The following is a 20,182-nucleotide window of genomic DNA, read 5'->3' on the forward strand; positions in this document are numbered from 1 at the left end:
CCACTTCGACGGCGGGTACGCTCAAACGCCATGATCGTAACCTATCTTAACTGCTGAAGAATTGCAAATAATGACAGTTTCTGGTTTCTATCTCATGGTTCCGGGTTTCCGCTTGTCCACCCTGAACCTCGCGAACCGCCGCGCTTTGCGCGCCATCGCTTGAACGGAGCGCAGCGGTCGAACGACTCGGACGGCCTCTGAACTGAACTTTCGGACGCAGCACCGGTGAGCGAACAGATCCTCTTTCCCGCAGGAGAAGCTCCGAAAACCCTTGAGAACTTCCTCAAGCGGCGCTTCCCGATCGGCTACGTGCGCAAGCTGTTGCGCAAGCACGGCGTGCGGGTGAACGGCCGAAGGGCGCGCGCCGGCGATATGGTCGAGCCCGGCGACCGGATCGAGATCTACATTCCCTTCGAGGAAAAGCCCGGTTCCAAAACGCCCGCCTCGGCCCCGGCGGCCCCTCTTCCCGTCATCTTCGAGGACGACTCCCTGCTCGTGATCGACAAGCCGCCCGGCCTCGCGGTTCACGAGGGCAGGACCGTTCTGAAACGGGAATCGCTCCTCGGCATGCTCGAGGCCCGCTACCGGGCCCGGGGGATCGTCCCGCGGCTCGTCCACCGGCTCGACCGCGAGACGTCGGGCGTGCTGCTGGTCGCCAAGGACGAAGCGACGGCAGAGCGCCTGAAAGAGGCGTTCGAGCGTCGGGAGGTCGAAAAGGAGTACCTCTGCCTGGTCGCCGGCCGGCTGCCCGAGAACCGGGGCACGATCGACTTTCCGCTTCCCGGGCGGGACGGGCGCATGGTCCGCGCCGCCACGTTCTACCGGGTCGAGCGCCGGTTCCGGGACACGACGCTGGTCCGCGCCCGCATCGAGACCGGAAGGATGCACCAGATCCGGCTTCACTTCGCCGCGCTGGGACATCCCGTCGTCATGGACCGCCAGCACGGCGACTTCGCCTTCAACCGGCGCTTTCGCAAAGCCTACCGGCTCGACCGGCAGTTTCTCCACGCCTCCGCGGTTGCGCTCGAGCACAAGGGCAGGCGCCGCCGCTGGACGGCTCCGCTGCCGCCGGACCTCCAGAGCGTCGTCGACGCGCTCGCCGCCGAAGGCTCATGAGCCAGGCGCGTCTCTGCTGACGCCGACTCCAATCTGTGCTACGAGACGGTGATTGCAGGCCGCTCAAGGAGCTCATGGGCAGCTTGAACATCGGTCGAAAGCGAGCCGGGACCGACCTGGGGACGGTAGCAGCCTGCGGTCCCCGGTTTCCGGGTTTTTGAGCGAACCGTCGGACCTGTGAACGATTGAACCGCGGCGACTCGCAAGGTCCGGGCCGCGAGCCGCCACGATACGATGTCCACTTAGTTACGAGCTCACCATCAAGCCGCGTCCATGGATTCCTCGCGCTCCAAAGCCTCGGAGATCGCCGGCAACGCCGGCCTCGTGAGCCTGGCGGTGATGGCGAGCCGGCTTCTGGGGTTGGTGCGCGACCAGGTCTTCGCGATCTTTTTCGGCGCCGGCCTGCACTACGACGCCTTCCTCACCGCCTTCCGCGTCCCCAATCTGCTGCGCGACCTTTTCGCCGAGGGCGCCCTCTCCTCCGCATTCGTCACCGTCTTCTCCCAGCGGCTGGCGACGCGAGGCGACGCCGAGGCGATCCGGCTCTCCAATCGCGTCGCCACGCTGGCGACGATCGTCATCGGCGCGATCTCGATCGTCGCCTGGTTCTTCACGCCCCAGCTCGTGCGCGCCCTCGCTCCCGGTTTCTTCGAGATTCCGGGCAAGGCGGAGCTGACCGTCCGGCTCACGCGCATCATGATCCCCTTCCTGATGCTCGTTGCCTGGTCGGCGCAGGCCATGGGAGTCCTCAACGCGAAAAACGTCTTCGGCATTCCCGCGCTCGCTTCTGCTTTCTTCAACATCGGGTCGATCGCGGGCGGCCTCCTGCTCGGCTTCTCCCTCGGTCCCGTGCTCGGTCTCGCTCCGATCGAGGGCATGGCGTTCGGCACCCTGGTCGGCGGCTTTCTCCAGTTCGCGGTGCAGTGGCCGAGCCTGGTGCGCGTCGGCTTCAGCTACCGGCCCATGCTCGCGTGGGCCGACCCCGGCGTGCGGCAGGTGCTGCGCTTGATGGGCCCGGCGGTCCTCGGGACCGCCGCCGTCCAGATCAACGTCTTCGTCAACACCAACTTCGCCTCGGCGATCATCGATCCTCAAACGGGCGCGGTCGCGAACGGGCCGGTCTCCTGGTTGAACTACGCCTTCCGCTTCATGCAGCTCCCTATCGGCGTCTTCGGCGTCGCGGTCGCGACCGCCGCCCTGCCGCCGCTCTCGCGTCTGGCGGTACGTCAGGATCCGGCGGAGTTCCGCGCGACGCTCGCCCACGCCCTGGGGCTGGTCTTTCTCTGGTGCATTCCGTCGGCTGTCGGCCTGGCGGTCCTCGGCCGGCCGATCATCGCGCTCATCTTCGAGCACGGCCGCTTCACCGCCTTCGACACGGCGCAGACGGCGAACGCTCTCGCCGCCTACTCCGCCGGCCTCGCCGGATACGCCGCCATCAAGGTGCTCTCGCCCGCTTTCTACGCCCTCCAGGATGCCCGCACGCCGATGATCGTCAGCCTGATCTCGATCGCGATCAACTACGGCTTGAACTCGCTCCTCGTGCAACCGTTCGGCCACGTCGGGCTGGCGTTCTCGACCTCGGGAGTGGCGCTCGCGAACTTCCTCATGCTCGCGCTGCTGATGCGACGCCGGATCGGCGGCCTGGAGGGGCGGCGACTTGCCGCAAGCGTGGCGCGAATCGCCGCGGCCTCGGCCGCGATGGCCGGGGCCGCGTGGGGTGCGAGCGCGCTCTGCGCCGGCCTTCCGCTGCGCGGCATCGCGCTGCGCCTCGCGCAGGTGGGCGTCGCCGTCCCGCTCGGCGCCGCCGTCTTCTACGCGGCCGGCCGCTGCCTCGGCGTCGAGGAGCTGCGCGACTCGGCCGCCGCGGCGCGACGCTGGCTCGCCCGCGCCGGCGTGCGGCTCTAGAGCTTCACCGCCAGCATCATCCCGTCGCGCACGGGCAGGAGCACGTTGGCGACGCGCGGGTCGTTGCGGATCCGCTTGTTCAGGTTGTCGATCGCGGCCGTCGCCGGGTCGGAGGGGTGGAGGACCTTGCCGTCCCTGAGCATGTTGTCGAGAACGATCAGCCCCTTGGGACGCAGCCGCTCCATGCAGGCGTCGTAGTAGGCGCCGTAGTTGATCTTGTCGGCGTCGATGAAGCAGAGGTCGAAGGGCCCCTCGATGCGCTTCAGCGATTCCAGCGCCGGACCCACCCGCACCTCGATCTTGTCGCCGTGGGGGCTCTCCGCGAAGTAGCGCTTCGCGATCGCCGCCAGCTCCGGGTCGATCTCGCAGGTGACGATCCGGCCGCTCTTCGGCAGCGCCTCGGCGAAGGCGAGCGCGCTGTAGCCGGTGAACGTGCCGATCTCGAGGATGCGCCGCGCCCCCGTCATCAACGCCAGCGTCTTCAGGAACATTCCCTCGAGCGGCCCGACCAGCAGCGCGGCGTTCTCGGTCCGGCGATAGGTTTCGAGCCAGAGCTTCTCGTGGAAAGCCGACATCGGCTTGGAATGGCGCTCCGCGTACTGCTCGATGCCAAACGGCCTCAGTTCGATCATAGCGTGGTCCCTTGCCCGGCGCAGGCGCCGCCGGCTACGCCCCGGTCAGCCGCATGCCGCCGTCCACCGGAAGAATCGCCGCCGTCACCATCGAGGCTTCGTCCGACGCCAGGTAGAGGGCCGCGTGCGCCACGTCCTCCGGCTCCCCGATCCGGCCGAGCGGCACCCGCTCCCGGTAGCGCGCCAGCCGCTCCGGCGTCGAGGTGTCGACCATCGGCGTCCGGGTCGGGCCCGGGCAGATGCAGTTCACCCGGATCCGGTGCCGCGCGAAATCCATCGCCATCGCCTCGGTTAGCGTAATCATTCCTCCCTTCGAGGCGCAATAGGCAGCGCGCCCCGCCTGCCCGGCGATTCCCGAGCGGGCGCCGATGTTGAGGATCACGCCGCCGCCCCGTTTGATCATCTCGGGCACCGCCAGGCGCGAGAGGACGAAGACCCCCTTGAGGTTGACCGCGATCGTGCGGTCCCACTGCTCCTCCGTGATCTCGACGATGCTCCCGTTGGTGCGGACGCCGGCACTGTTCACGAGGATGTCGAGGCCGCCGAAGCGTCGCACGCCCTCCGCCATCACCTGCTCCATCCGCCGCAAGTCGCTCACGTCGCCAGCGCCGAACCACGCCCGCCCGCCTGCCCGCTCGATCTCCGCCAGCGTCTCCCGGCCCTTCCTCCCGGTCGTCGAGGTGCCGATGACGGCCGCGCCCTCGCGCGCGAACAACACCGCGATCGCGCGCCCCAGCCCCGATCCGAATCCCGAAACGAAAGCCACCTTGCCGCCGAGCTTCATCGTCCCTCCCCCGCGCTCCGCGCGGCTCGCGGTTGACTGAATACCATTCCGCTGTTAGTTTTTACAGCACCGTTGCAATGGCCCCGCCTTCGATGCGCGACCCCAGCGAAAGAGTGCCGGTGACGGTGCTGACCGGATTCCTCGGCGCCGGCAAGACCACGCTCCTCAACCGCATCCTCACCGCCGATCACGGCCGCCGGGTCGCGGTGATCGTCAACGAGTTCGGCGAAGTCGGCATCGACCACCACCTGCTCCTCTCCTCGGAGCAGGAGATCGTCGAGATGAGCAACGGCTGCATCTGCTGCACCGTGCGCGGCGACCTGCTGCGCAGCCTGTTCCAGCTCTCCGAGCACCGCGCGAAGTTCGACACCCTCATGATCGAGACCACGGGGCTCGCCGACCCCGCGCCGGTGGTGCAGACCTTTTTCGTCGACGAGCGCATCCGCTCGCAGTTCGAGCTGAACGGCGTGGTCACCGTCGTCGATTCCAAGCACATCTGGCAGCAGCTCGATCATTCGGTGGAGGCGCGCGAGCAGATCGCGTTCGCCGACCTGGTGCTGCTCAACAAGCTCGACCTGATCAATCCCGAGGACCTCCAGGAGCTCGAGTTCAAGATCCGCAACCTGAACGGCGCCGCGCGCATCTACCAGACGCGCAACGCCGAGGTCGAGATCGACAAGATCCTCGACCTGCGCAGCGCGGTTCTCGAGGACAGGGTGCGGCAGCACGACCACCGCCACGGCCACACCGAGGACATCTCGACGGTTTCGATCGTCATGCCGGGCGACCTCGACGGCCTCAAGGTCAGCCGGTGGTTCCGCGAGCTGCTCGCCGAGTTCGGGCCGCAGATCCTGCGCATGAAGGGCATCCTCAATCTGCGCAACGACGCCGACCAGTTCGTCTTTCAGGGCGTTCACCTGCTGTTCGAGGGAAGGCCCGGCCGCCCCTGGGAGCCCGGCGAGGAGCGGCTCAACCGCCTGGTCTTCATCGGCCGCAACCTCGACCCCGAGAAGATCCGCACGGGATTCGAGCAGTGCGTCTCGACCGGCAACGGCGGCTCCGCCGCCGACGTCGACCCGTTCGGCCGCAAGCAGGACGTCTCGCCCTTCACCCTCGACCAGATCCGCTACTGGGTGCAGACGATCCTCGGCTTTCCGCCCGACGCGCCGATCGTGATCAAGGAGGTTCCCTGCGTCAAGGCCGGATGCCCGCCGGTGGAGACCGCCATCCTCGTCTTTCTCAAGGGCGAGCCGCCGCGCGTCTTCAAGATCCTCGCGCGCATCAACGAGGTCACCTTCGACCACGTCTACAACCTGATCGAGAATCCCCTCCCCTGCTGCTGAGGCTCAGGGCGTAACGGCCAGCTCCCGCACGAGTTCGAACATCGCCCGCAGCCCGGAGCGAAAAGCATCGAGCGAAATGCGCTCGTCGACGCCGTGGGCGAGCCCTTCGCTGGCCGGGGACTGCGCCAGCGGAACGAACCCGAGACACGGAACGTTCCTCTCGCGGAAGAAACGGCAGTCGGTGAAACCCCGCCCGAGCGGCGAGAGAAGCGGGACGCCAGCGCGCCGCGCCATCGCGCCCAGCACCCGAAACGCTTCGGGATGGCCGGGCGAGCGCGCCGGCGGAAACGACAGCAGAACCTCGATCGCGATCGAGTCGTCGGCGATCACGCGCCGGAGCTCCGCGATGAAGGCTTCGGGATTTTCTCCGGGAAGCAGCCGCACGTCGAGCTCCGCCCAGGCGCGCGCCGGCACCACGTTGATCTTGTCGGAAGCATGCAGCCGCGTGATCGCGATCGTGTTGCGCACGGCACCGGCGTCGCGCGGGTCGCGCGTGAACTCCCGGGCGAACTCGGGATCCTGGAGCGCCTTTCGCAGGTCGCGGTAGCGCTCCCGCCGCTCCGGCGGCGCCGCAGCCGCGGTGTCCGCATAGAACTTCTGCACCTCGGGAAGGACCCTGATCGGCGGCCGGTATTCCGCCAGCCGTCCGAGCGCGCGGATGAGGCTTGCCACCGCGGAGTCGCGTCCCGGCGAGGCGCCGTGGCCCGGGGCTCCCCTGGCGATGAGCCGCAACCAGAGCGGCGCTTTTTCGGCCACCCGTACGTTGAACTGGCGCGGGCGTCCGTCCCGCCCGACCCGGATGCCGCCTCCTTCGCTCAGCACCAGGCCGACGCCGGCGAACAGCCCGGGCTCCGCCTCGAGTAAATGGCCGAGCCCGAGCGCTCCCCCCGCCTCCTCGTCGGCGGTTCCGAGAAAGACGAGGTCGGCGGCGAGCGGCACGCCGCGCCGCTTGAGCTCCAGGAGCGCAAAGAGCTGGAGGATCGCCGGTCCTTTCATGTCCAGCGCGCCCCGCCCCCACATGTAACCGTCCCTGACCGCGCCGGAGAACGGCGGTTCTTTCCACGAGCCCGGGTCCGCCGGTACGACGTCCATGTGATTCAGGAGCACGACCGCGGGCTTCGCGCCCCTGCCCGGAAGGCGGGCGTAGACGTTGCCGCGGCCGGGCGCGCTCTCGATCACCTTCGCCTCGATCCCTTCGCCGTCGAAGATCTCCTTGAAGAAGCGCGCGGCCAGGATCTCGTTGCCCGGCGGATTCGAAGTGTCGATCCGGAGGTAGCGCCCGAGGAGCGCCACCGCGCGGGCTTCGACGGTGCCCCAGTCCTCGACGGCGCCCGCGCCCAGCGGAGCCCAGCAGGAAGCGACCGCAAGAAGAGCCGCGCCGAAAAGCGGCCTCATACAGCCTCCCGAGAGCGCCCCGCCGGCGCGCCCGACAGAAAATCGCGGATCTTGCGCTCGATCGTCTCCGCGTCGCGCTCGGGGTGGAACCAGACGACGTCGCGGTCGCCGCGAAACCACGTGAGCTGCCGCTTGGCCAGCCGGCGCGTATCGCGCTTCATCAGCTCGAAAGCCTCGGCGAACGCCATCGTTCCGGCGACCACCCACCCCATGTGCCGGTATCCGACGCTGTTGAGCGACCTCAACCCGAGGCTGTAACCTCTCGATCGAAGCTCCCGGATCTCGTCGACGAGCCCCAGCTCGATCATGCGGGCGCAACGCCGATCGATGCGCTGGTAAAGCTCTTTTCGGTCGCGCTCGAGGCCGATCTCCAGAACCTCGTAAACCGCATCCCCGAAGGCGTGGCGCGACTGCCACTCGCTGATCGGCCTGCCCGTGGTCTCGAAGACCTCGAGGGCGCGGATCACGCGGCGCGCGTCGTTCGGATGGATGCGCGCCGCCGCACGCGGGTCCACGCGCCGCAGCCGCTCGTGGAGAGGCGCGCTGCCCGATTCCTCCGCCTCGGCGGCCAGCCGCGCCCGCCGCGCCGGGTCCTGGGCTCCGGGCCGGAAAAGTCCTCGCGTCAGCGCCTTGATGTAGAGGCCGGTTCCGCCGCAAACCACGACCGGCCTGCGCCGGCCATGGATCTCCTCGATCGCCGCTGCCGCCAGGTCCCGGTAGCGCGCTGCGCTGAACTCTTCGTCGGGATCGACGACGTCGATCAGATGGTGCGGCACGGCGCGGCGCCGCTCCTCCGGCGGCTTGTCGGTGCCCACGTCGAGGTAGCGATAGACCTGCTGCGAATCGGCGTTGACGATCTCGGCGCCGAGCGCACACGCGACGCGAAAGGCGACCTCGCTCTTGCCGACGGCGGTGGGCCCCAGGATGACGGCGATCCTCGGCTTCATTCCTCCACCGCTACCCCGTTCCGCCATCCCGAGAGACTCAAATCCGTTTTATACAACATGCTTAAGAACGATATCACAACCGGCGCTTGAACATCTTGTCCAGTTCCTCGCGGCCCAGCTCGAGCACCACGGGACGCCCGTGCGGGCACTGGGTGGCGAAATCGATCCCGTCCAGAGCGTCGAGCAACGCCCGGATTTCCGCCGTCTCGAGCTTGCGGTGGGCGCGGATCACGCCGTGGCAGGCGAGGCTCGCCAGCCGCTCCTCGATCTCTCCGGCGGGCGCAGCCGAAGCCTCCACCTCGGCCAGCTCGGCGACCATGCTCCGAACGACCTCTCGGTAGTCGCCCTCCGGCAACAGCGCCGGCACGGCGTGGATGGCGTAGCCTCCCGGCCCGAACGGCTCGAGATCGAAGCCGAGTCGGCTCAATTCCGGAACGGCGCGCTCGAGCAAGGTGCCTTCGCCCGCCGGCAGCTCGAGCGTCTGGGGAACGAGCAGGCTCTGCTTTTCGACGGCGCCTTCCTTCCACTGGCGGCGAAGCCTCTCGAACACAACCCGCTCGTGCGCCGCGTGCTGGTCGATCAGCGCAAGCCCGCGGCTCGAAGCGCAGACGACGTAGCAGCCGAGAACCTGCCCGAGAATCGTCATCGAGCCGAAAAAACCCCGCTCCGATGCTCCGCCTCTCTCCTGCTCCGCCTCGCGGGGAGCCGTTTCCGCGACCCGGGAATCCCTGGCGCCCGGATGCGGCGGCCGGCTGCCGACATACGGGAGCGCCGTTTCCGCGACCGCGGGAAAGGCCTGCGGCGCGCCTGCCGCCGCGGCGGGCTTTTTCGCTTCCCGCCGCAGGCCGTCTTCAACGGCGCCGGCCACGACCTCGTGGACCTCGGCCTGGCGCCGAAACCGCACCTCGATCTTCGCCGGGTGCACGTTCACGTCGACCTCTTCGAGGGGAATCTCCAGGAAGACCAGAGCGGCGGGATAGCGCCCCTTCATCAACAGCGTCCGGTAGCCGTGGAGCACGGCGTGCGTGAGCACCCTGTCGCGGACGTAGCGGCGGTTGACGAAGGTCATCATGTAGCGTGCGTTCGGAAAGGACGCCGGCGCGGTGCTGATAAATCCCCGGACCGCGCGGGCGCCGCGGGCCGACGCGAACGGCGCCATCCCCGCCGCGATCTCGTCGCCCCAGACCTGACGCAGCCGCTCCTTTTCCGTCGCCACCGCCACGTAGTCGGCCAGGAGCGAGCCGCCGTGAAACAGCCGGAAGTGCACTGCGGGGTATGCCAGCGCCATGCGGTTGACCACATCGGCGATGTGGCCCAGCTCGGTCGCCGGCGCCTTGAGAAATTTCCGCCGCGCCGGCGTGTTGAAGAAGAGGTCGCGCACCTCCACCGAGGTCCCCGCAGGCGCCGCCGCCACGACAGGCTCGCTTTTCTTCCCCCCTTCCACCCGCAGGCGGTACGCAGCCTCGCTCCCGCGGCTGCGCGAAACGATCTCTACGCGGGAAACCGACGCAATGCTCGGCAGCGCCTCGCCGCGAAACCCCAGCGTCGCGATCCGCGTGAGCCCCTCCTCGTCCCGCAGCTTGCTCGTCGAGTGGCGCTCCACGGCGAGGCTGAGATCGTCGGGCTCCATGCCCTCGCCGTTATCGACCACGCGCAAAAGCCCGACCCCGCTCGCTTCGGCCCAGACCGAAATCTCGGTGGCGCCCGCGTCGAGAGCGTTCTCGATCAGCTCCTTGACCACCGACGCGGGCCGCTCGACGACCTCGCCCGCGGCGATGCGGCTGGCCATGTCGGCCGAAAGAATCTGGATCTTCAAGCGCTCGCGCCCTTCGCGTCAGACATTAGCCCACCGCCAATTCCCCGGTCAAGAAAAAGGCGTCGTTGAACATCGCGCCGAGAAGCCCTAAGCTACTCCTCGGTTCCCGCTCGAAAGCCCGTGGGTAGCCGGGCGTGCATCGGAAGATGGCCGAGACCCGGGATAACGACAGTGGACGGCTTCCCGTTCCCGGTTTCAGGCCTTTGGGCGAACCACTGGACCCGTGAGCAGTTGAACCGCGGCGCCCCGGAAGGTCTCCGCCACCCGCCGCCATGATGGGATGTCTACGTATTTACGAACTCGCCAATAATTCCATTCGCCCGGGGGCTCTATGCGAATCACGATCGCCGTCTCCACCTTGCCGTTGCTCTTCTCGCTACTGATCCCGCCTGCGCCCCGCGCGGCGCAGGACGCGGACGCCGTCGAAGCGAAGATCAAGACCTTGCTGGTCGATCCGCGATCCCAGACCCCGGTCGTGGTGCTGGAAACGGTGGCGGAAAAACAGCTCCTGCCGATCTGGATCGACGTGGCCGAAGCGCGCGCGATCGCGATGGAGCTCGAGCACATCGGGCCGCCGCGCCCGCTCACTCACGATCTGATCCGCAACCTGCTCCGCGCCCTGGGAGCGACGCTGCAGCGCGTGACCATCACCGAGATCAAGAACGGCACTTACTACGCCATTCTGTCGCTTCGTTTCCAGCGCCAGGACCTGCAGATCGACTCGCGGCCGAGCGACGCCATCGCCGTCGCGCTCAGGATGAAGGCGCCGATCTACGCTTCGCGGCGCGTGCTCGCTCAGGCCCAGCCGGTCCCGGGCTCCGGCGATCAACCCGAGTCGTTGCAGAAGCGGCTCCGCTTCCAGGGGCAGAATCTAACGACCGAGCTGGCCTCGCTCCTCAACGCGCCGGACGCCCGCGGCGTTCTGGTGTCCGACGTCGAGGCGGGGGGACCGGCGATGGCCGCCGGGCTGCAGCGGGGCGACGTCATCACCCGCGCCAACGGGACGAAGATCGACAACGTGACGGACCTCGAAGCCTTCCTGCTGCGTCAAAAGCCCCCGGCTCGCATCCGGTTCGAGGTAATAAAAAAGGGCAAGCCCACGCTCATCGTCGTGGACCTGCCCTCCTGACCGCCGCCGGAACCGGCTATTTCTTGCCGTTGCCGAAGAGCACCGCGCCCCACTTTTTCGCCGTCGCGTCCAGGACCTCGCGGCTCGACTCCGCCACGGCCGGAAAATCCTTCATCCACTCGTACGGCCGCGTCGCGTCGATGATCGCCCGCGAGTTGAAGCCCTTCTTGCCCTTGGGGACAATCGGATCGAGCGGCCCGCTCCAGCAGCGGCGGATGATGTCGATGTCCTCGGCCGGATCGCAGCGGGTGGCCATCGCCCAGATCACGTCGTCCGTGTTCGACGGATCGATGTCGTCGTCGACCACCACCACGAAGCGTCCCAGATAGGCGCCGGCGTGGCACTGCGAGGCGACGAGCGCCGCCTGCTTCGCGTGACCCGGGTAGCGCTGCTTGATCGAAACGATCAGCATCAACCGGCTGCCGCCGGAAACGGTCAGCCACACCCCTTTGACATCGGGCACGCCCGCCTTTTCCATCTCGTCCCAGATCAGGGCGGAACGCAGGTAGGAGCGGTACCAGCCCAGCTCCGCGGGCGGCCTGCCCGGAGGCGACCCCAGGATGATCGGGTCGTTGCGATGATAAAGCCGCTTGACCTTGACGATCGGCTCCGGCCGCTCGTCGCTCGCGTAGTAGCCGGTCCACTCGCCGAACGGCCCCTCGCTGCGCGGCTGATCGAAGATCGCGTCGCCCTCGATCACGATCTCCGCGTTTGCCGGAATCGGCAGGCCCGAGTATTCTCCTTCGATCATTTCCAGCGGCTCGCCCCGGACGCCGCCGATGAACTCGAACTCCGAGACTCCGTAGGGGACCTCGATGCTGCCGCCGAGGAAGATCAGCGGATCGTGGCCGAAGGACATGGCGACCTTGCACGGCCGGCCGGTGCTCGAATACTTTTCGCGGTGGATGCGGCCGTGCTTGCCCGGCGAGATGTAAAAGCCGACCGTGTCCTTGTCGTGGATCATGACCCGATAGGTGCCGTAGTTGACCCACCCCTCGTCGGGATCGCGCGTGATGTCCACGCTGCCGGTGCCGATGTAGCGGCCGCCGTCCTTGTCGTGCCACAGCGGCGTGGGAAACTTCAGCAGATCGATCTCGCCCTCCCGGTAGACGTTCTCGAAGAGCGGGCTCTTGGTCACGAACCTGGGCGGGATCGGCTTGATCTTCTTGTAGTGTTCCTTCCAGATCCGGACGAAGTCCATCTTCGTATCGCCCGGAGGGAGCCCGAGCGTGAGCGCCAGACGCTTCCGCGACGCCAGCGAGTTGGACAGGACCCGATAGCCCTTGGGATAGCCCTTGATCTCGTCGAACAGGACCGCGGGGCCGTCTTCCTTGTGGTGGACCAGCTCGGTGATCGCGCCGATCTCCAGATTCCAGTCGCAGTTCGTGAGCGTCTTCAGCTCGCCCATCTCTTCCGCGATCTGGATCCACTCTCTGAGGTCCTGATATTCCATCGGTCGGTGCTCCTTCCTGGATCGCCGCCGGCAAAAGCGTCGGGATCGGTTGGACCTTAACGGAATTTCCCCGGAGGGTCAAGACGACGGCGCGTTCGTTGAAATCGCCGCCGGCCCGTGGTAGCCAATCCGAGTGCGAGAGAAAATCGTCGATCTTCCGCGTCTCTGCGAGGCCGTCGCGGCGGCCAGGGCCGCGGGCCGGAAGGTCGTCTTCACCAACGGATGCTTCGATCTGCTGCACCGGGGCCACCTCCACGTGCTGCGCGAAGCCAAGGCCCGCGGGGACCTTCTGGTCGTGGGCGTCAACAGCGACCGCTCGGTTCGCGGGCTGAAGGGACCCGGCCGGCCGATCTTGTCCGAGGAGGAGCGGCTCGAGTTGATTGCCGCTCTGGAGATGGTAGATTATGTCGTCCTCTTCGATGCTCCCGATCCGTACGACGTGATCGCCGCGGTTCGCCCCGACGTGCTCGTAAAGGGAGGCGACTGGGCCGAGTCGGAGATCGTGGGAGCGGACATCGTGATCGGGGACGGCGGCACCGTGTGCGTCGTTCCCTACCTGAAGGGGTTTTCGACCAGCGAGATCATAGCGAGGATACGGAGCTGATCATGGCGAGAGTTTGCGCGATTTGCGGCAAGGGCCGCTCCATCGGATACAACGTCAGCCACGCCAACAACAAGACCAAGAGAGCCTGGCGCCCCAACCTGCAGCGCGTCCGCGCCCGATTCGAAGGGAGAGTCAAGCGCGCCCTGGTCTGCACCGACTGCATCCACTCCGGACGGGTGGAGAAGGTGGCTTGAATAAATAGTTCGAGCCGTTCAACCGCTGCGCTCCGTTCAAGCCGTTCAAACCGTGCCGTTGGAACCCGCGGTCGAGGAGATTCTCGACGGTTTTGCGCTGCCGTCGGCTCAAGAAAAGCCTTGAAGGAGTCCTTCGGGAACCGCCGGGCTCCGTTCAGCCGGTCGGACCGTAGCGAGGGCCGAACGGCTCGAACCGCTTGAAGGCCTGAACGGCTCTCTCATCTCGCTTCTTCCTTCAGACCGGTATCGCGCTCGGCGGCCGACACCGCCCGGCCACGGCCCCGCACCGCCCGGTAAACCCCTTTGACCTTCGAGACGTTGCCGAGCACCTGCTTGAGGTGCTCGGAGTCCCGGATCATCACCTCGAAGGTGTTGATCGCCTTCTCCCCGGAGAACGTCCGCACCTGCGCGCGGGCGATATTGGCCTCGGCGCTGGTGATCGCCGCGCTGATGGCGGCCAGCAGGCCCGGGCGATCCACGCAGGAGACCTCGATCTTCACCGGCCTGAGCGACTGAACGCCCTCTTCCCAGCTCACCTCGATCTTGCGATGCGGGTCGCTCTCCAGCACCGTCGAACAATCGACGGTGTGCACGGTCACGCCCCGGCCGCGCGTGATGAAGCCGACGATCCGCTCGCCGGGAAGCGGGTGGCAGCAGAGGGCGAAGCGAACCAGCACGTCGTTGACTCCCTTGACCCGGATTCCGTGGCTCTTGCGCTTGGTCGAAACGAGGCGGAACAGCCGCTCGAGCGACCCCTCGGTGCGCTTGTAGGCGGCGTCGAGCTTTTCCGGAGGCACGAGCTTCGCCAGGACGTGGCGCGACGTGATCTTGCCGTAGCCCAGGGCGGCGAGCAGCGCTTCCTCGTCCCTGAGGCCGAACTCCCCGGCGAGCCATTCGATTTTTCCCTCCCGCCTGAGCGCCGCGTAGTCCAGCCCGTGGCGGTGCAGGTCGCTTTCGAGGATCTCCCGTCCCAGAGCGAGGCTGCGCTCGCGTTGCTGGGACTTGAGCCAGCTCCGGATCTTCGCCTTCGCCCGCGGCGTCTTCACGAGCTTCAGCCAGTCGCGGCTCGGCACCTGGTTGGGAGTGGTGATGATCTCGACGGTATCGCCGCTGCGCAGGATGTACTTGGGCGGCACGAGCTGGCCGTTGACCCGCGCCCCGGAGCAATGCATGCCGATGTCCGAGTGAATGCGGTAGGCGAAATCGATGACGGTCGACCCCTTGGGAAAATTCAAGAGGTCGCCTTTGGGCGTGAAAACGTAGATCTCGTCCGGGAAGAGGTCCTCCTTGAGGCTGTGGAGGAATTCCTGCGGGTCCTGAAGGTTCTGCTGCCACTCGAGCAGCTGACGTAGCCAGGCGAACCGCTGTCCCTCGCTCACCCGGAAGTCCTCCCCCTCCTTGTAGCGCCAGTGCGCCGCCACTCCCTCCTCGGCGACGCGATGCATCTCGTGCGTGCGAATCTGGATCTCCATCCGTTCGCCGTAGGGGCCGATCACGCTGGTGTGGAGCGACTGGTACATGTTCGGCTTCGGCAGCGCGATGTAGTCCTTGAACCGCCCCGGAACCGGCCGCCACATCGAATGGATCACGCCGAGAGCCTCGTAGCATTCCCGCTGGGTGTCGACCAGAACCCGGAAGGCGACGAGATCGTAGATCTGGTCGTAGAGCAGATTCTGGCTCTCCATCTTCTGGTAGATGCTGTAGAAGTGCTTCGGCCGGCCGCTGACCTCGGCCTCGATCCCCTCCGACTCGAGCTTGCGCTGCAGGACCGAGATCACTTCCGCGATGTACTTCTCGCGGTCCGCCTTCTTCTTGGCGACGTTGCGCTTGAGCTGGTAGTAGATCTCCGGGTGGAGATACTTGAGCGCCAGATCCTCCAGCTCGCTCTTGATCCAGGCGATCCCCACGCGGTGCGCGAGCGGCGCGTAGATGTCCAGCGTCTCCTGCGCGGTGAGGATCTGCTTGTCCGGAGGAAGGTGGTCGAGCGTGCGCATGTTGTGGACCCGGTCGGCGAGCTTGATCAGGATCACCCGCACGTCCTTGCCCATGGCGAGCAGCATCTTGCGGAAGTTCTCCGCCTGCTTCTCCTCGCGGCTGGTGAAGTTGGCGCGGCTCAGCTTGGTGACCCCGTCCACCAGAGCCGCGACTTCGCGGCCGAACAGCCCCTTGATCTCGTCGACCGTGGTGAGGGTGTCCTCGACGGTATCGTGCAGGAGCCCGCTCGCGATGCTGGGCTCGTCCATTTTGAGGTCCGCGATGATGCCCGCGACGGCGAGCGGATGGGTGAGGAAGGGTTCCCCGGAAAGCCTCTTCTGGCCCGTGTGCACCCTCGCCGAAAAATCGTACGCCCGGCGGATCAGCTCCACGTTCGCCGCGGGATGGTACGACTGGACCTTTTCGACGAGATCGTTGATGTTCATCGCTCGGCCTACGGCGCCGGCAGCCCCCGAGCCCGGGCGCCGCGCCCGCGCAGGCGCGCGGTCTTCTGCCTTTCCGCCAGGACGATCGCCCGCAACAGCCCCACCGCCTTGCGCACGTTGTCGTTGACGACGTAATAATCGTAGCGCATCAGCTCGCGAATTTCACGCCGGGCGTTGGCGAGCCGGCGCCGGATCGTCTCCCGGCCCTCCGTCCCGCGCCGGGCCAGGCGCCGCTCCAGTTCCTTCCAGGACGGGGGCAGGAGAAAGATCGAAACCGCGCGGGGGTACCTCCGCTTGATCTTGCGGGCGCCCTGGACATCGATGTCGAGCAGCACGTCGACTCCCCGCGCGATGGAGCGGTCGAGCGGCGCCCTCGGGGTTCCGTAAAAGAATCCGTGGACCTTCGCCCATTCGGCGAACGCCCCCCGCGCGCGCATCGCGGCGAACTGCCGCGGCGTGACGAAATGGTATTCGCGCCCGTCGACCTCCGATCCGCGCCGGGCCCGCGTCGTGCACGACACGGACAGACGGATGTCGGGCAGCAACGAAAGCAGCTTGCCGATCACGGTACTTTTTCCCGTCCCCGAGGGCGCCGATACGATGAAGACGATGCCTTCGCGGCCTTTGGCGGCAGACTTGTCCAGTTTTTTCACTCCACGTTCTGGGATTGCTCCCGGATTTTCTCCACCCGCTCCTTCCCCTGAAGCACGAGCTGCACGATAGGGAGCTGCGGCTGCTTGGAGCCGATCGTGTTCAGCTCCCGCTGGATCTCCTGGAGCATGAAATCGATCTTCTTGCCCACCGGCTCACGCTCGCGGAGCACGTCGAAAAGGGCGGCGATGTGGCTCTTCAGCCGCACGATTTCCTCGTTGACGTCGCCCTTGGGGGCGGGGCCCGCCGTCTCGCCCGCCTCGCTCTCCAGCGCCCCTCCGTTGGCCTCTCCGGGGATCCGTTGCAGCCGCGCGGCCGCGGCCGCCGCCCTGGCCTCGAGATCGGCGGCGATCCGGCGCAAATGCACGAGCTGCGACCGCATGTCGGCCTGGAGCTCTCGCCCCTCCCGGCCGCGCGCCTGGTCGAGCCGGCGCAGCGCGAGACCGAGACAGCGAAACAGGCCTCGCTTTTCCGCCGCCGCTCTGGCATCGACCTCCTCCACGCGAAACAGATCGGGGAGCGTCGAAAGCAGCGACAGCTCCGGCTGCCCGGCGAGCTTGAAGCGCTTCTTCGCCTTCTGGATCGACGCCAGGTACTGGCCGAGCAGGTCCTCGTCCAGCAGCAACCGCCGCGTGCGCCCGCGCACCGGGGCGCGGTTGACGAACACGTCGACCCGGCCGCGGTGTACGCGGTCACGGATCAGCTTGCGGATCTCCTCCTCGAACGAGAGATACTCCCGCGGCACGCGCAGCTGCAGATCCAGATGCCGGTGATTGAGGCTGCGCACCTGGACCGTGATCTTCGTTCCGCGATGCTCGCTCGAAGCCTCGCCGTAGCCCGTCATGCTTTTCATAATGTTTCCCCGATCGCCCGCTTGAGCGCGTCCGCCCGGACCGCGACCGTGCCCACCTCGTCGCCCACCAGGCCGGCCGCCAGGTTGGCGAGCACCGCGGCGTCCTCGTAGCTCGCGCCTCCCGCGAGCGCGAGCCCACACACGGCGACGACGGTGTCGCCCGCGCCGGTCACGTCGAAGATCTCCTTCGGCTGGGTCGGAAAGTGGGCCGCCGTCCGCCGCGGGCGGAACAGGCTCATGCCCTCGGGCCCCCGCGTGATCAGCACCGCCTTGGCCCGCCACAGCCGCACCAGCCGCCGGCCCGCCTCTATCAACGAGCTCTCGTCGCGGATCGGGATGCCGGCCGCACCGCTCGCCTCTTCCTTGTTCGGCGTGATCAGCGTCGCCCCACGGTAGCGGCCGTAGTTCTCCTTTTTGGGATCGATGACCACCGGCCTGCCGTCGCGGCCCGCCAGATCGGCCAGCCGCTCGAGCAGCTCGCGGTGAATCACCCCCTTGCCGTAATCCGAGACGACGATCCCGTCGTAGCGGCGGTGGTGGCGCAGCACGTAGTCGCGGATCTTCTTCAGCGTCGGCTCGCGCATCGGCGCGCGGCTTTCGCGGTCGAGCCTGACGATCTGCTGATGCCTCGGTCGGGCGATGATCCGGGTCTTCTGGATGCTCTGGTAGCCTTCGTCGGTGAAAACCCCGTCCGTGGAAACGCCGATCCGCCGGAGGTCCTGGAGAAGCTTCTTTCCCGGCCCGTCCCTGCCCACGGCGCCGCAGGCGGTGACCTGCCCGCCGAGCGTCCGGATGTTGTGGACCACGTTGGCGGCGCCGCCGAGCTGAATGCTTTCCGAGGTGACCCGCAGAACGGGCACCGGCGCTTCCGGAGAGATTCGCTCCACGTCGCCCCAGATGAACCGGTCGAGCATCAGGTCGCCGACCACCAGAAGGTTGATGCGGCGAAACCCGTCGGTGATCTGGCTCAAGCGTCGACGCTCGTCCAGGCTATTCGACCGCCTCATCCCCGCGCGCTCCGGCTCTCAGCCGCCTCTTCGATCAGGTCGTAATAATAGATCTCGTTCTTTTCCGCCATGCGCTCCATCGTGAACTCCCGCTCCACGCGCTCCGCTCCCCGTCTGCCCATCGCCGCCGCCAGCTCGCGGTCGCGCGCCAGTCGCTCGACCGCATCGGCCAGCGCTCGCACGTCGCCCGGCGGCACCAGCGCGCCCGTCACCCGGTCCACGACCAGGTCCGCCAAGCCGCCGACGCGGCTGGCCACCACGGGCTTCGCCGCGGCCATCGCTTCCAGGACCGACACCCCGAGCCCCTCTGCCAGCGACGGCAGCACGAAGACGTCGATCTCTGCGAGAAACCGCGCCACGTCGTCGACGAAACCGGAAAACTCCACGTCCCGATCCAGACCGAGCCGGGCCGCCGAGCGCTCCAGCTCCCGGCGCAGCGCTCCGTCTCCCGCAAGCCGGACCTTCACCGGCATCCCGCGCTCTTTCAACAACGCCGCCGCCTCGAGCAGGAATCGATGGCCTTTTCGCTCTTCCAGGACGGCCGCGGTCCCGACCACCGGTGGATCCCCCGGGCGAACGAATCTCGCGCGCGCCGCTCGAAAACGTTCCGCGTCGACGCCGCTCGGAATCAGCCGGATCGCTTCGCGCCGGACGCCGCCGCGCTCGAGCACCACCGCCACGGCGCTCGATATCGCCACCACCCCGTCCACCGTTCGATTGTAGAGGTGCCGCGTGTACCAGTTGTCAGGCTCCGGGTAATCCATCCTGCGGGTCACGACGTACTTCGGCCCCGCCGGCAGCCAGATGCCGAGCGCGTGGGCCCGCTTCGTATGAAAATGGACGATATCATAGTTTCCGCCGCGGACGAGCCGGCGCATCTTCATTGCGGCCCGCAGGTCGAGATCGTTGCGGGCCACCAGCGGCAGCACAGGCAACCCCGCACTGCGGCAACGGTCGAACAGAAAACCTTGAGGATGCGTCAAGACGTGACAGCGATGGCCCCGACCCGCCAGGTAGCGAGCCAGGCCCAGCACCTGAACCTCTCCACCGCCCCAATCGCGTTCCGGATCGACATGCAACACGCTCAGCAACCGGTTACGACCGGTTCCGGTCACCTTTGCTCTTCTCCTCCAGCTCCAGCTCCCACAACTTAGCATACTTCAGGAAAACGTAAACGGCCGCCGTCAGCGCCACGTAGAAACCCGCGAACCCCTCCAGGAAGCCGCGCTTCAGAACGTAGAAGCGGAAGAACCGGAAGGCCGGTCGAAACAGGGCGTCCGTGAGCCGCCAGCGCGTTCCTTCCGCGGCAAGCTCGCGCGCGGCAACCGAGGTAAAGCGGTTGATCGTTTCCACGTGATCGCTCATGTCGCGATACGTGAAATGGAAGAGCGGATTCTTGAGCCGCTTCACCCTGCCGTCGACGACGATCTTCTCGTGCGGATCCCTGCCCTCCCACCTGGCGCGCGCGCGGCGAAACAGGCGGACGTCGTAGTCCGGGTACCAGCCGCCGCGGCGCCACCAGCGGCCGAGGTAAAAAACCAGCCGTGGCACCGAGAACGCCGCCACGCCGTCGGCCCCGTGGCGCAGCGCCTCCTGGATCTCGGACTTGAGCTCGGGCGAAACGCGTTCGTCGGCGTCGATCATGAGCACCCATTCGCCGGTCGCCTGAGAATGGGCGAAGGCCTTTTGGTTGCGGTAGCCCGACCACGGCCTCTGGATCACCTTGTCGGTGTAGCGCCGGCAGATTTCGACGGTCCGGTCCGTACTGAAGGAATCCACGACGACGATTTCGTCGCACCAGCGAACGCTTTCCAGGCACTCCGCGATGTTGTCTTCCTCGTTGAAGCAGACCACGATCGCGGAAACCGCCGGGGCGGGCCTCGCGCCCGAAGAAGAGCCGGTCATGAAGCGAAAATAGGGACTGGGGGAGCCA

At 67.1% G+C, this 20,182-nt stretch carries 17 protein-coding genes and 1 pseudogene; 6 read left to right on the forward strand and 12 right to left on the reverse strand.

Going from position 1 to position 20,182, the window contains the following annotated elements; translation table 11 throughout:
* Nucleotides 1–225 precede the first annotated feature (225 nt).
* Nucleotides 226–1,116: an RluA family pseudouridine synthase gene (locus tag VNN77_18475; protein HXG53388.1), complete on the forward strand. Its 891-nt coding sequence runs from the start codon at nt 226–228 to the stop codon at nt 1,114–1,116.
* A gap of 273 nt (nt 1,117–1,389) precedes the next feature.
* The gene (gene murJ, locus VNN77_18480) at nt 1,390–3,021 is read left to right on the forward strand and encodes a murein biosynthesis integral membrane protein MurJ (GenBank protein ID HXG53389.1); all 1,632 of its coding nucleotides are present in this window, start codon (nt 1,390–1,392) and stop codon (nt 3,019–3,021) included.
* On the opposite strand, the gene VNN77_18485 is transcribed toward murJ, so the two are convergent.
* Together VNN77_18485 and VNN77_18490 are read right to left on the reverse strand one after the other, a co-directional pair.
* Complete coding sequence (locus VNN77_18485; protein HXG53390.1) at nt 3,018–3,653, reverse strand: O-methyltransferase; 636 nt, start codon at nt 3,651–3,653, stop codon at nt 3,018–3,020. The two genes, murJ and VNN77_18485, sit on opposite strands and share 4 nt — an antisense overlap.
* A gap of 34 nt (nt 3,654–3,687) precedes the next feature.
* Nucleotides 3,688–4,437 carry an SDR family NAD(P)-dependent oxidoreductase gene (locus VNN77_18490; protein HXG53391.1) on the reverse strand — a complete coding sequence of 250 codons (750 nt, stop codon included), beginning with the start codon at nt 4,435–4,437 and terminating at the stop codon, nt 3,688–3,690.
* Between the two features lie 92 nt (nt 4,438–4,529).
* On the opposite strand from VNN77_18490, the pseudogene VNN77_18495 reads away from it, so the two are divergent.
* Nucleotides 4,530–5,477 (forward strand): annotated as a pseudogene (locus tag VNN77_18495) (GTP-binding protein).
* Between the two features lie 306 nt (nt 5,478–5,783).
* On the opposite strand, the gene VNN77_18500 reads toward VNN77_18495, so the two are convergent.
* The 3 genes from VNN77_18500 to mutL all read right to left on the reverse strand — a co-directional run bounded on the left by VNN77_18500 (nt 5,784) and on the right by mutL (nt 9,938).
* Complete coding sequence (locus tag VNN77_18500; protein HXG53392.1) at nt 5,784–7,175, reverse strand: M20/M25/M40 family metallo-hydrolase; 1,392 nt, start codon at nt 7,173–7,175, stop codon at nt 5,784–5,786.
* Nucleotides 7,172–8,122 carry a tRNA (adenosine(37)-N6)-dimethylallyltransferase MiaA gene (gene miaA / locus VNN77_18505; GenBank protein ID HXG53393.1) on the reverse strand — a complete coding sequence of 317 codons (951 nt, stop codon included), beginning with the start codon at nt 8,120–8,122 and terminating at the stop codon, nt 7,172–7,174. The genes VNN77_18500 and miaA overlap by 4 nt, the downstream gene beginning before the upstream one ends.
* Before the next feature lie 73 nt (nt 8,123–8,195).
* Nucleotides 8,196–9,938, reverse strand: coding sequence for a DNA mismatch repair endonuclease MutL (gene mutL / locus VNN77_18510; GenBank protein HXG53394.1), 1,743 nt, complete (start codon nt 9,936–9,938; stop codon nt 8,196–8,198).
* A 331-nt stretch (nt 9,939–10,269) separates the two neighbouring features.
* Here mutL and VNN77_18515 point away from each other — a divergent pair, with 331 nt between their 5' ends.
* Nucleotides 10,270–11,067, forward strand: a complete 798-nt coding sequence (locus VNN77_18515) for a bifunctional nuclease domain-containing protein (GenBank protein ID HXG53395.1) — start codon at nt 10,270–10,272, stop codon at nt 11,065–11,067.
* A 16-nt stretch (nt 11,068–11,083) separates the two neighbouring features.
* Here the strand turns inward: VNN77_18515 and VNN77_18520 are convergent, their stop codons facing one another.
* The gene (locus VNN77_18520; protein ID HXG53396.1) at nt 11,084–12,520 is read right to left on the reverse strand and encodes a UbiD family decarboxylase; all 1,437 of its coding nucleotides are present in this window, start codon (nt 12,518–12,520) and stop codon (nt 11,084–11,086) included.
* Between the two features lie 133 nt (nt 12,521–12,653).
* Between VNN77_18520 and rfaE2 the strand changes: the two genes are divergently transcribed.
* Nucleotides 12,654–13,124, forward strand: coding sequence for a D-glycero-beta-D-manno-heptose 1-phosphate adenylyltransferase (gene rfaE2, locus VNN77_18525; GenBank protein ID HXG53397.1), 471 nt, complete (start codon nt 12,654–12,656; stop codon nt 13,122–13,124).
* Nucleotides 13,125–13,126: 2 nt separating this feature from the next.
* Nucleotides 13,127–13,318 carry a 50S ribosomal protein L28 gene (rpmB, locus tag VNN77_18530; protein ID HXG53398.1) on the forward strand — a complete coding sequence of 64 codons (192 nt, stop codon included), beginning with the start codon at nt 13,127–13,129 and terminating at the stop codon, nt 13,316–13,318.
* A gap of 218 nt (nt 13,319–13,536) precedes the next feature.
* On the opposite strand, the gene VNN77_18535 is transcribed toward rpmB, so the two are convergent.
* Genes VNN77_18535 through VNN77_18560 form a run of 6 tightly spaced genes read right to left on the reverse strand, consistent with a single transcriptional unit; the run spans nt 13,537 to nt 20,154 of the window.
* Complete coding sequence (locus VNN77_18535) at nt 13,537–15,738, reverse strand: bifunctional (p)ppGpp synthetase/guanosine-3',5'-bis(diphosphate) 3'-pyrophosphohydrolase (protein ID HXG53399.1); 2,202 nt, start codon at nt 15,736–15,738, stop codon at nt 13,537–13,539.
* 8 nt (nt 15,739–15,746) lie between these two features.
* On the reverse strand, nt 15,747–16,391 hold the full coding sequence (gene gmk / locus VNN77_18540; GenBank protein HXG53400.1) for a guanylate kinase: 645 nt from the start codon (nt 16,389–16,391) through the stop codon (nt 15,747–15,749).
* The gene (locus VNN77_18545; GenBank protein ID HXG53401.1) at nt 16,388–17,242 is read right to left on the reverse strand and encodes a YicC/YloC family endoribonuclease; all 855 of its coding nucleotides are present in this window, start codon (nt 17,240–17,242) and stop codon (nt 16,388–16,390) included. The genes gmk and VNN77_18545 overlap by 4 nt, the downstream gene beginning before the upstream one ends.
* Nucleotides 17,239–18,249 (reverse strand): D-glycero-beta-D-manno-heptose-7-phosphate kinase, encoded by a 1,011-nt coding sequence (rfaE1, locus tag VNN77_18550; GenBank protein ID HXG53402.1) that lies wholly within the window; start codon nt 18,247–18,249, stop codon nt 17,239–17,241. The genes VNN77_18545 and rfaE1 overlap by 4 nt, the downstream gene beginning before the upstream one ends.
* On the reverse strand, nt 18,246–19,364 hold the full coding sequence (locus VNN77_18555; GenBank protein ID HXG53403.1) for a glycosyltransferase family 4 protein: 1,119 nt from the start codon (nt 19,362–19,364) through the stop codon (nt 18,246–18,248). Before VNN77_18555 ends, rfaE1 begins: the two co-directional genes overlap by 4 nt.
* Nucleotides 19,345–20,154, reverse strand: coding sequence for a glycosyltransferase family 2 protein (locus tag VNN77_18560; protein HXG53404.1), 810 nt, complete (start codon nt 20,152–20,154; stop codon nt 19,345–19,347). The genes VNN77_18555 and VNN77_18560 overlap by 20 nt, the downstream gene beginning before the upstream one ends.
* Between the last annotated feature and the right edge of the window lie 28 nt (nt 20,155–20,182).

Source organism: Candidatus Zixiibacteriota bacterium, assembly GCA_035574315.1.
In the GTDB taxonomy this organism is placed as follows: domain Bacteria; phylum Desulfobacterota; class Binatia; order UBA9968; family UBA9968; genus DATLYW01.

Excerpts from the sequence above, each read along its gene's own strand:
- VNN77_18500 (HXG53392.1), bottom strand. The coding sequence starts at position 7,175 with ATGAGGCCGCTTTTCGGCGCGGCTCTTCTTGCGGTCGCTTCCTGCTGG.
- rfaE1 (HXG53402.1), bottom strand. The coding sequence starts at position 18,249 with ATGAGGCGGTCGAATAGCCTGGACGAGCGTCGACGCTTGAGCCAGATC.
- VNN77_18535 (HXG53399.1), bottom strand. The coding sequence starts at position 15,738 with ATGAACATCAACGATCTCGTCGAAAAGGTCCAGTCGTACCATCCCGCG.
- VNN77_18490 (HXG53391.1), bottom strand. The coding sequence starts at position 4,437 with ATGAAGCTCGGCGGCAAGGTGGCTTTCGTTTCGGGATTCGGATCGGGG.
- VNN77_18520 (HXG53396.1), bottom strand. The coding sequence starts at position 12,520 with ATGGAATATCAGGACCTCAGAGAGTGGATCCAGATCGCGGAAGAGATG.
- murJ (HXG53389.1), top strand. The coding sequence starts at position 1,390 with ATGGATTCCTCGCGCTCCAAAGCCTCGGAGATCGCCGGCAACGCCGGC.
- VNN77_18560 (HXG53404.1), bottom strand. The coding sequence starts at position 20,154 with ATGACCGGCTCTTCTTCGGGCGCGAGGCCCGCCCCGGCGGTTTCCGCG.
- rpmB (HXG53398.1), top strand. The coding sequence starts at position 13,127 with ATGGCGAGAGTTTGCGCGATTTGCGGCAAGGGCCGCTCCATCGGATAC.
- VNN77_18515 (HXG53395.1), top strand. The coding sequence starts at position 10,270 with ATGCGAATCACGATCGCCGTCTCCACCTTGCCGTTGCTCTTCTCGCTA.
- VNN77_18545 (HXG53401.1), bottom strand. The coding sequence starts at position 17,242 with ATGAAAAGCATGACGGGCTACGGCGAGGCTTCGAGCGAGCATCGCGGA.
- miaA (HXG53393.1), bottom strand. The coding sequence starts at position 8,122 with ATGAAGCCGAGGATCGCCGTCATCCTGGGGCCCACCGCCGTCGGCAAG.
- VNN77_18485 (HXG53390.1), bottom strand. The coding sequence starts at position 3,653 with ATGATCGAACTGAGGCCGTTTGGCATCGAGCAGTACGCGGAGCGCCAT.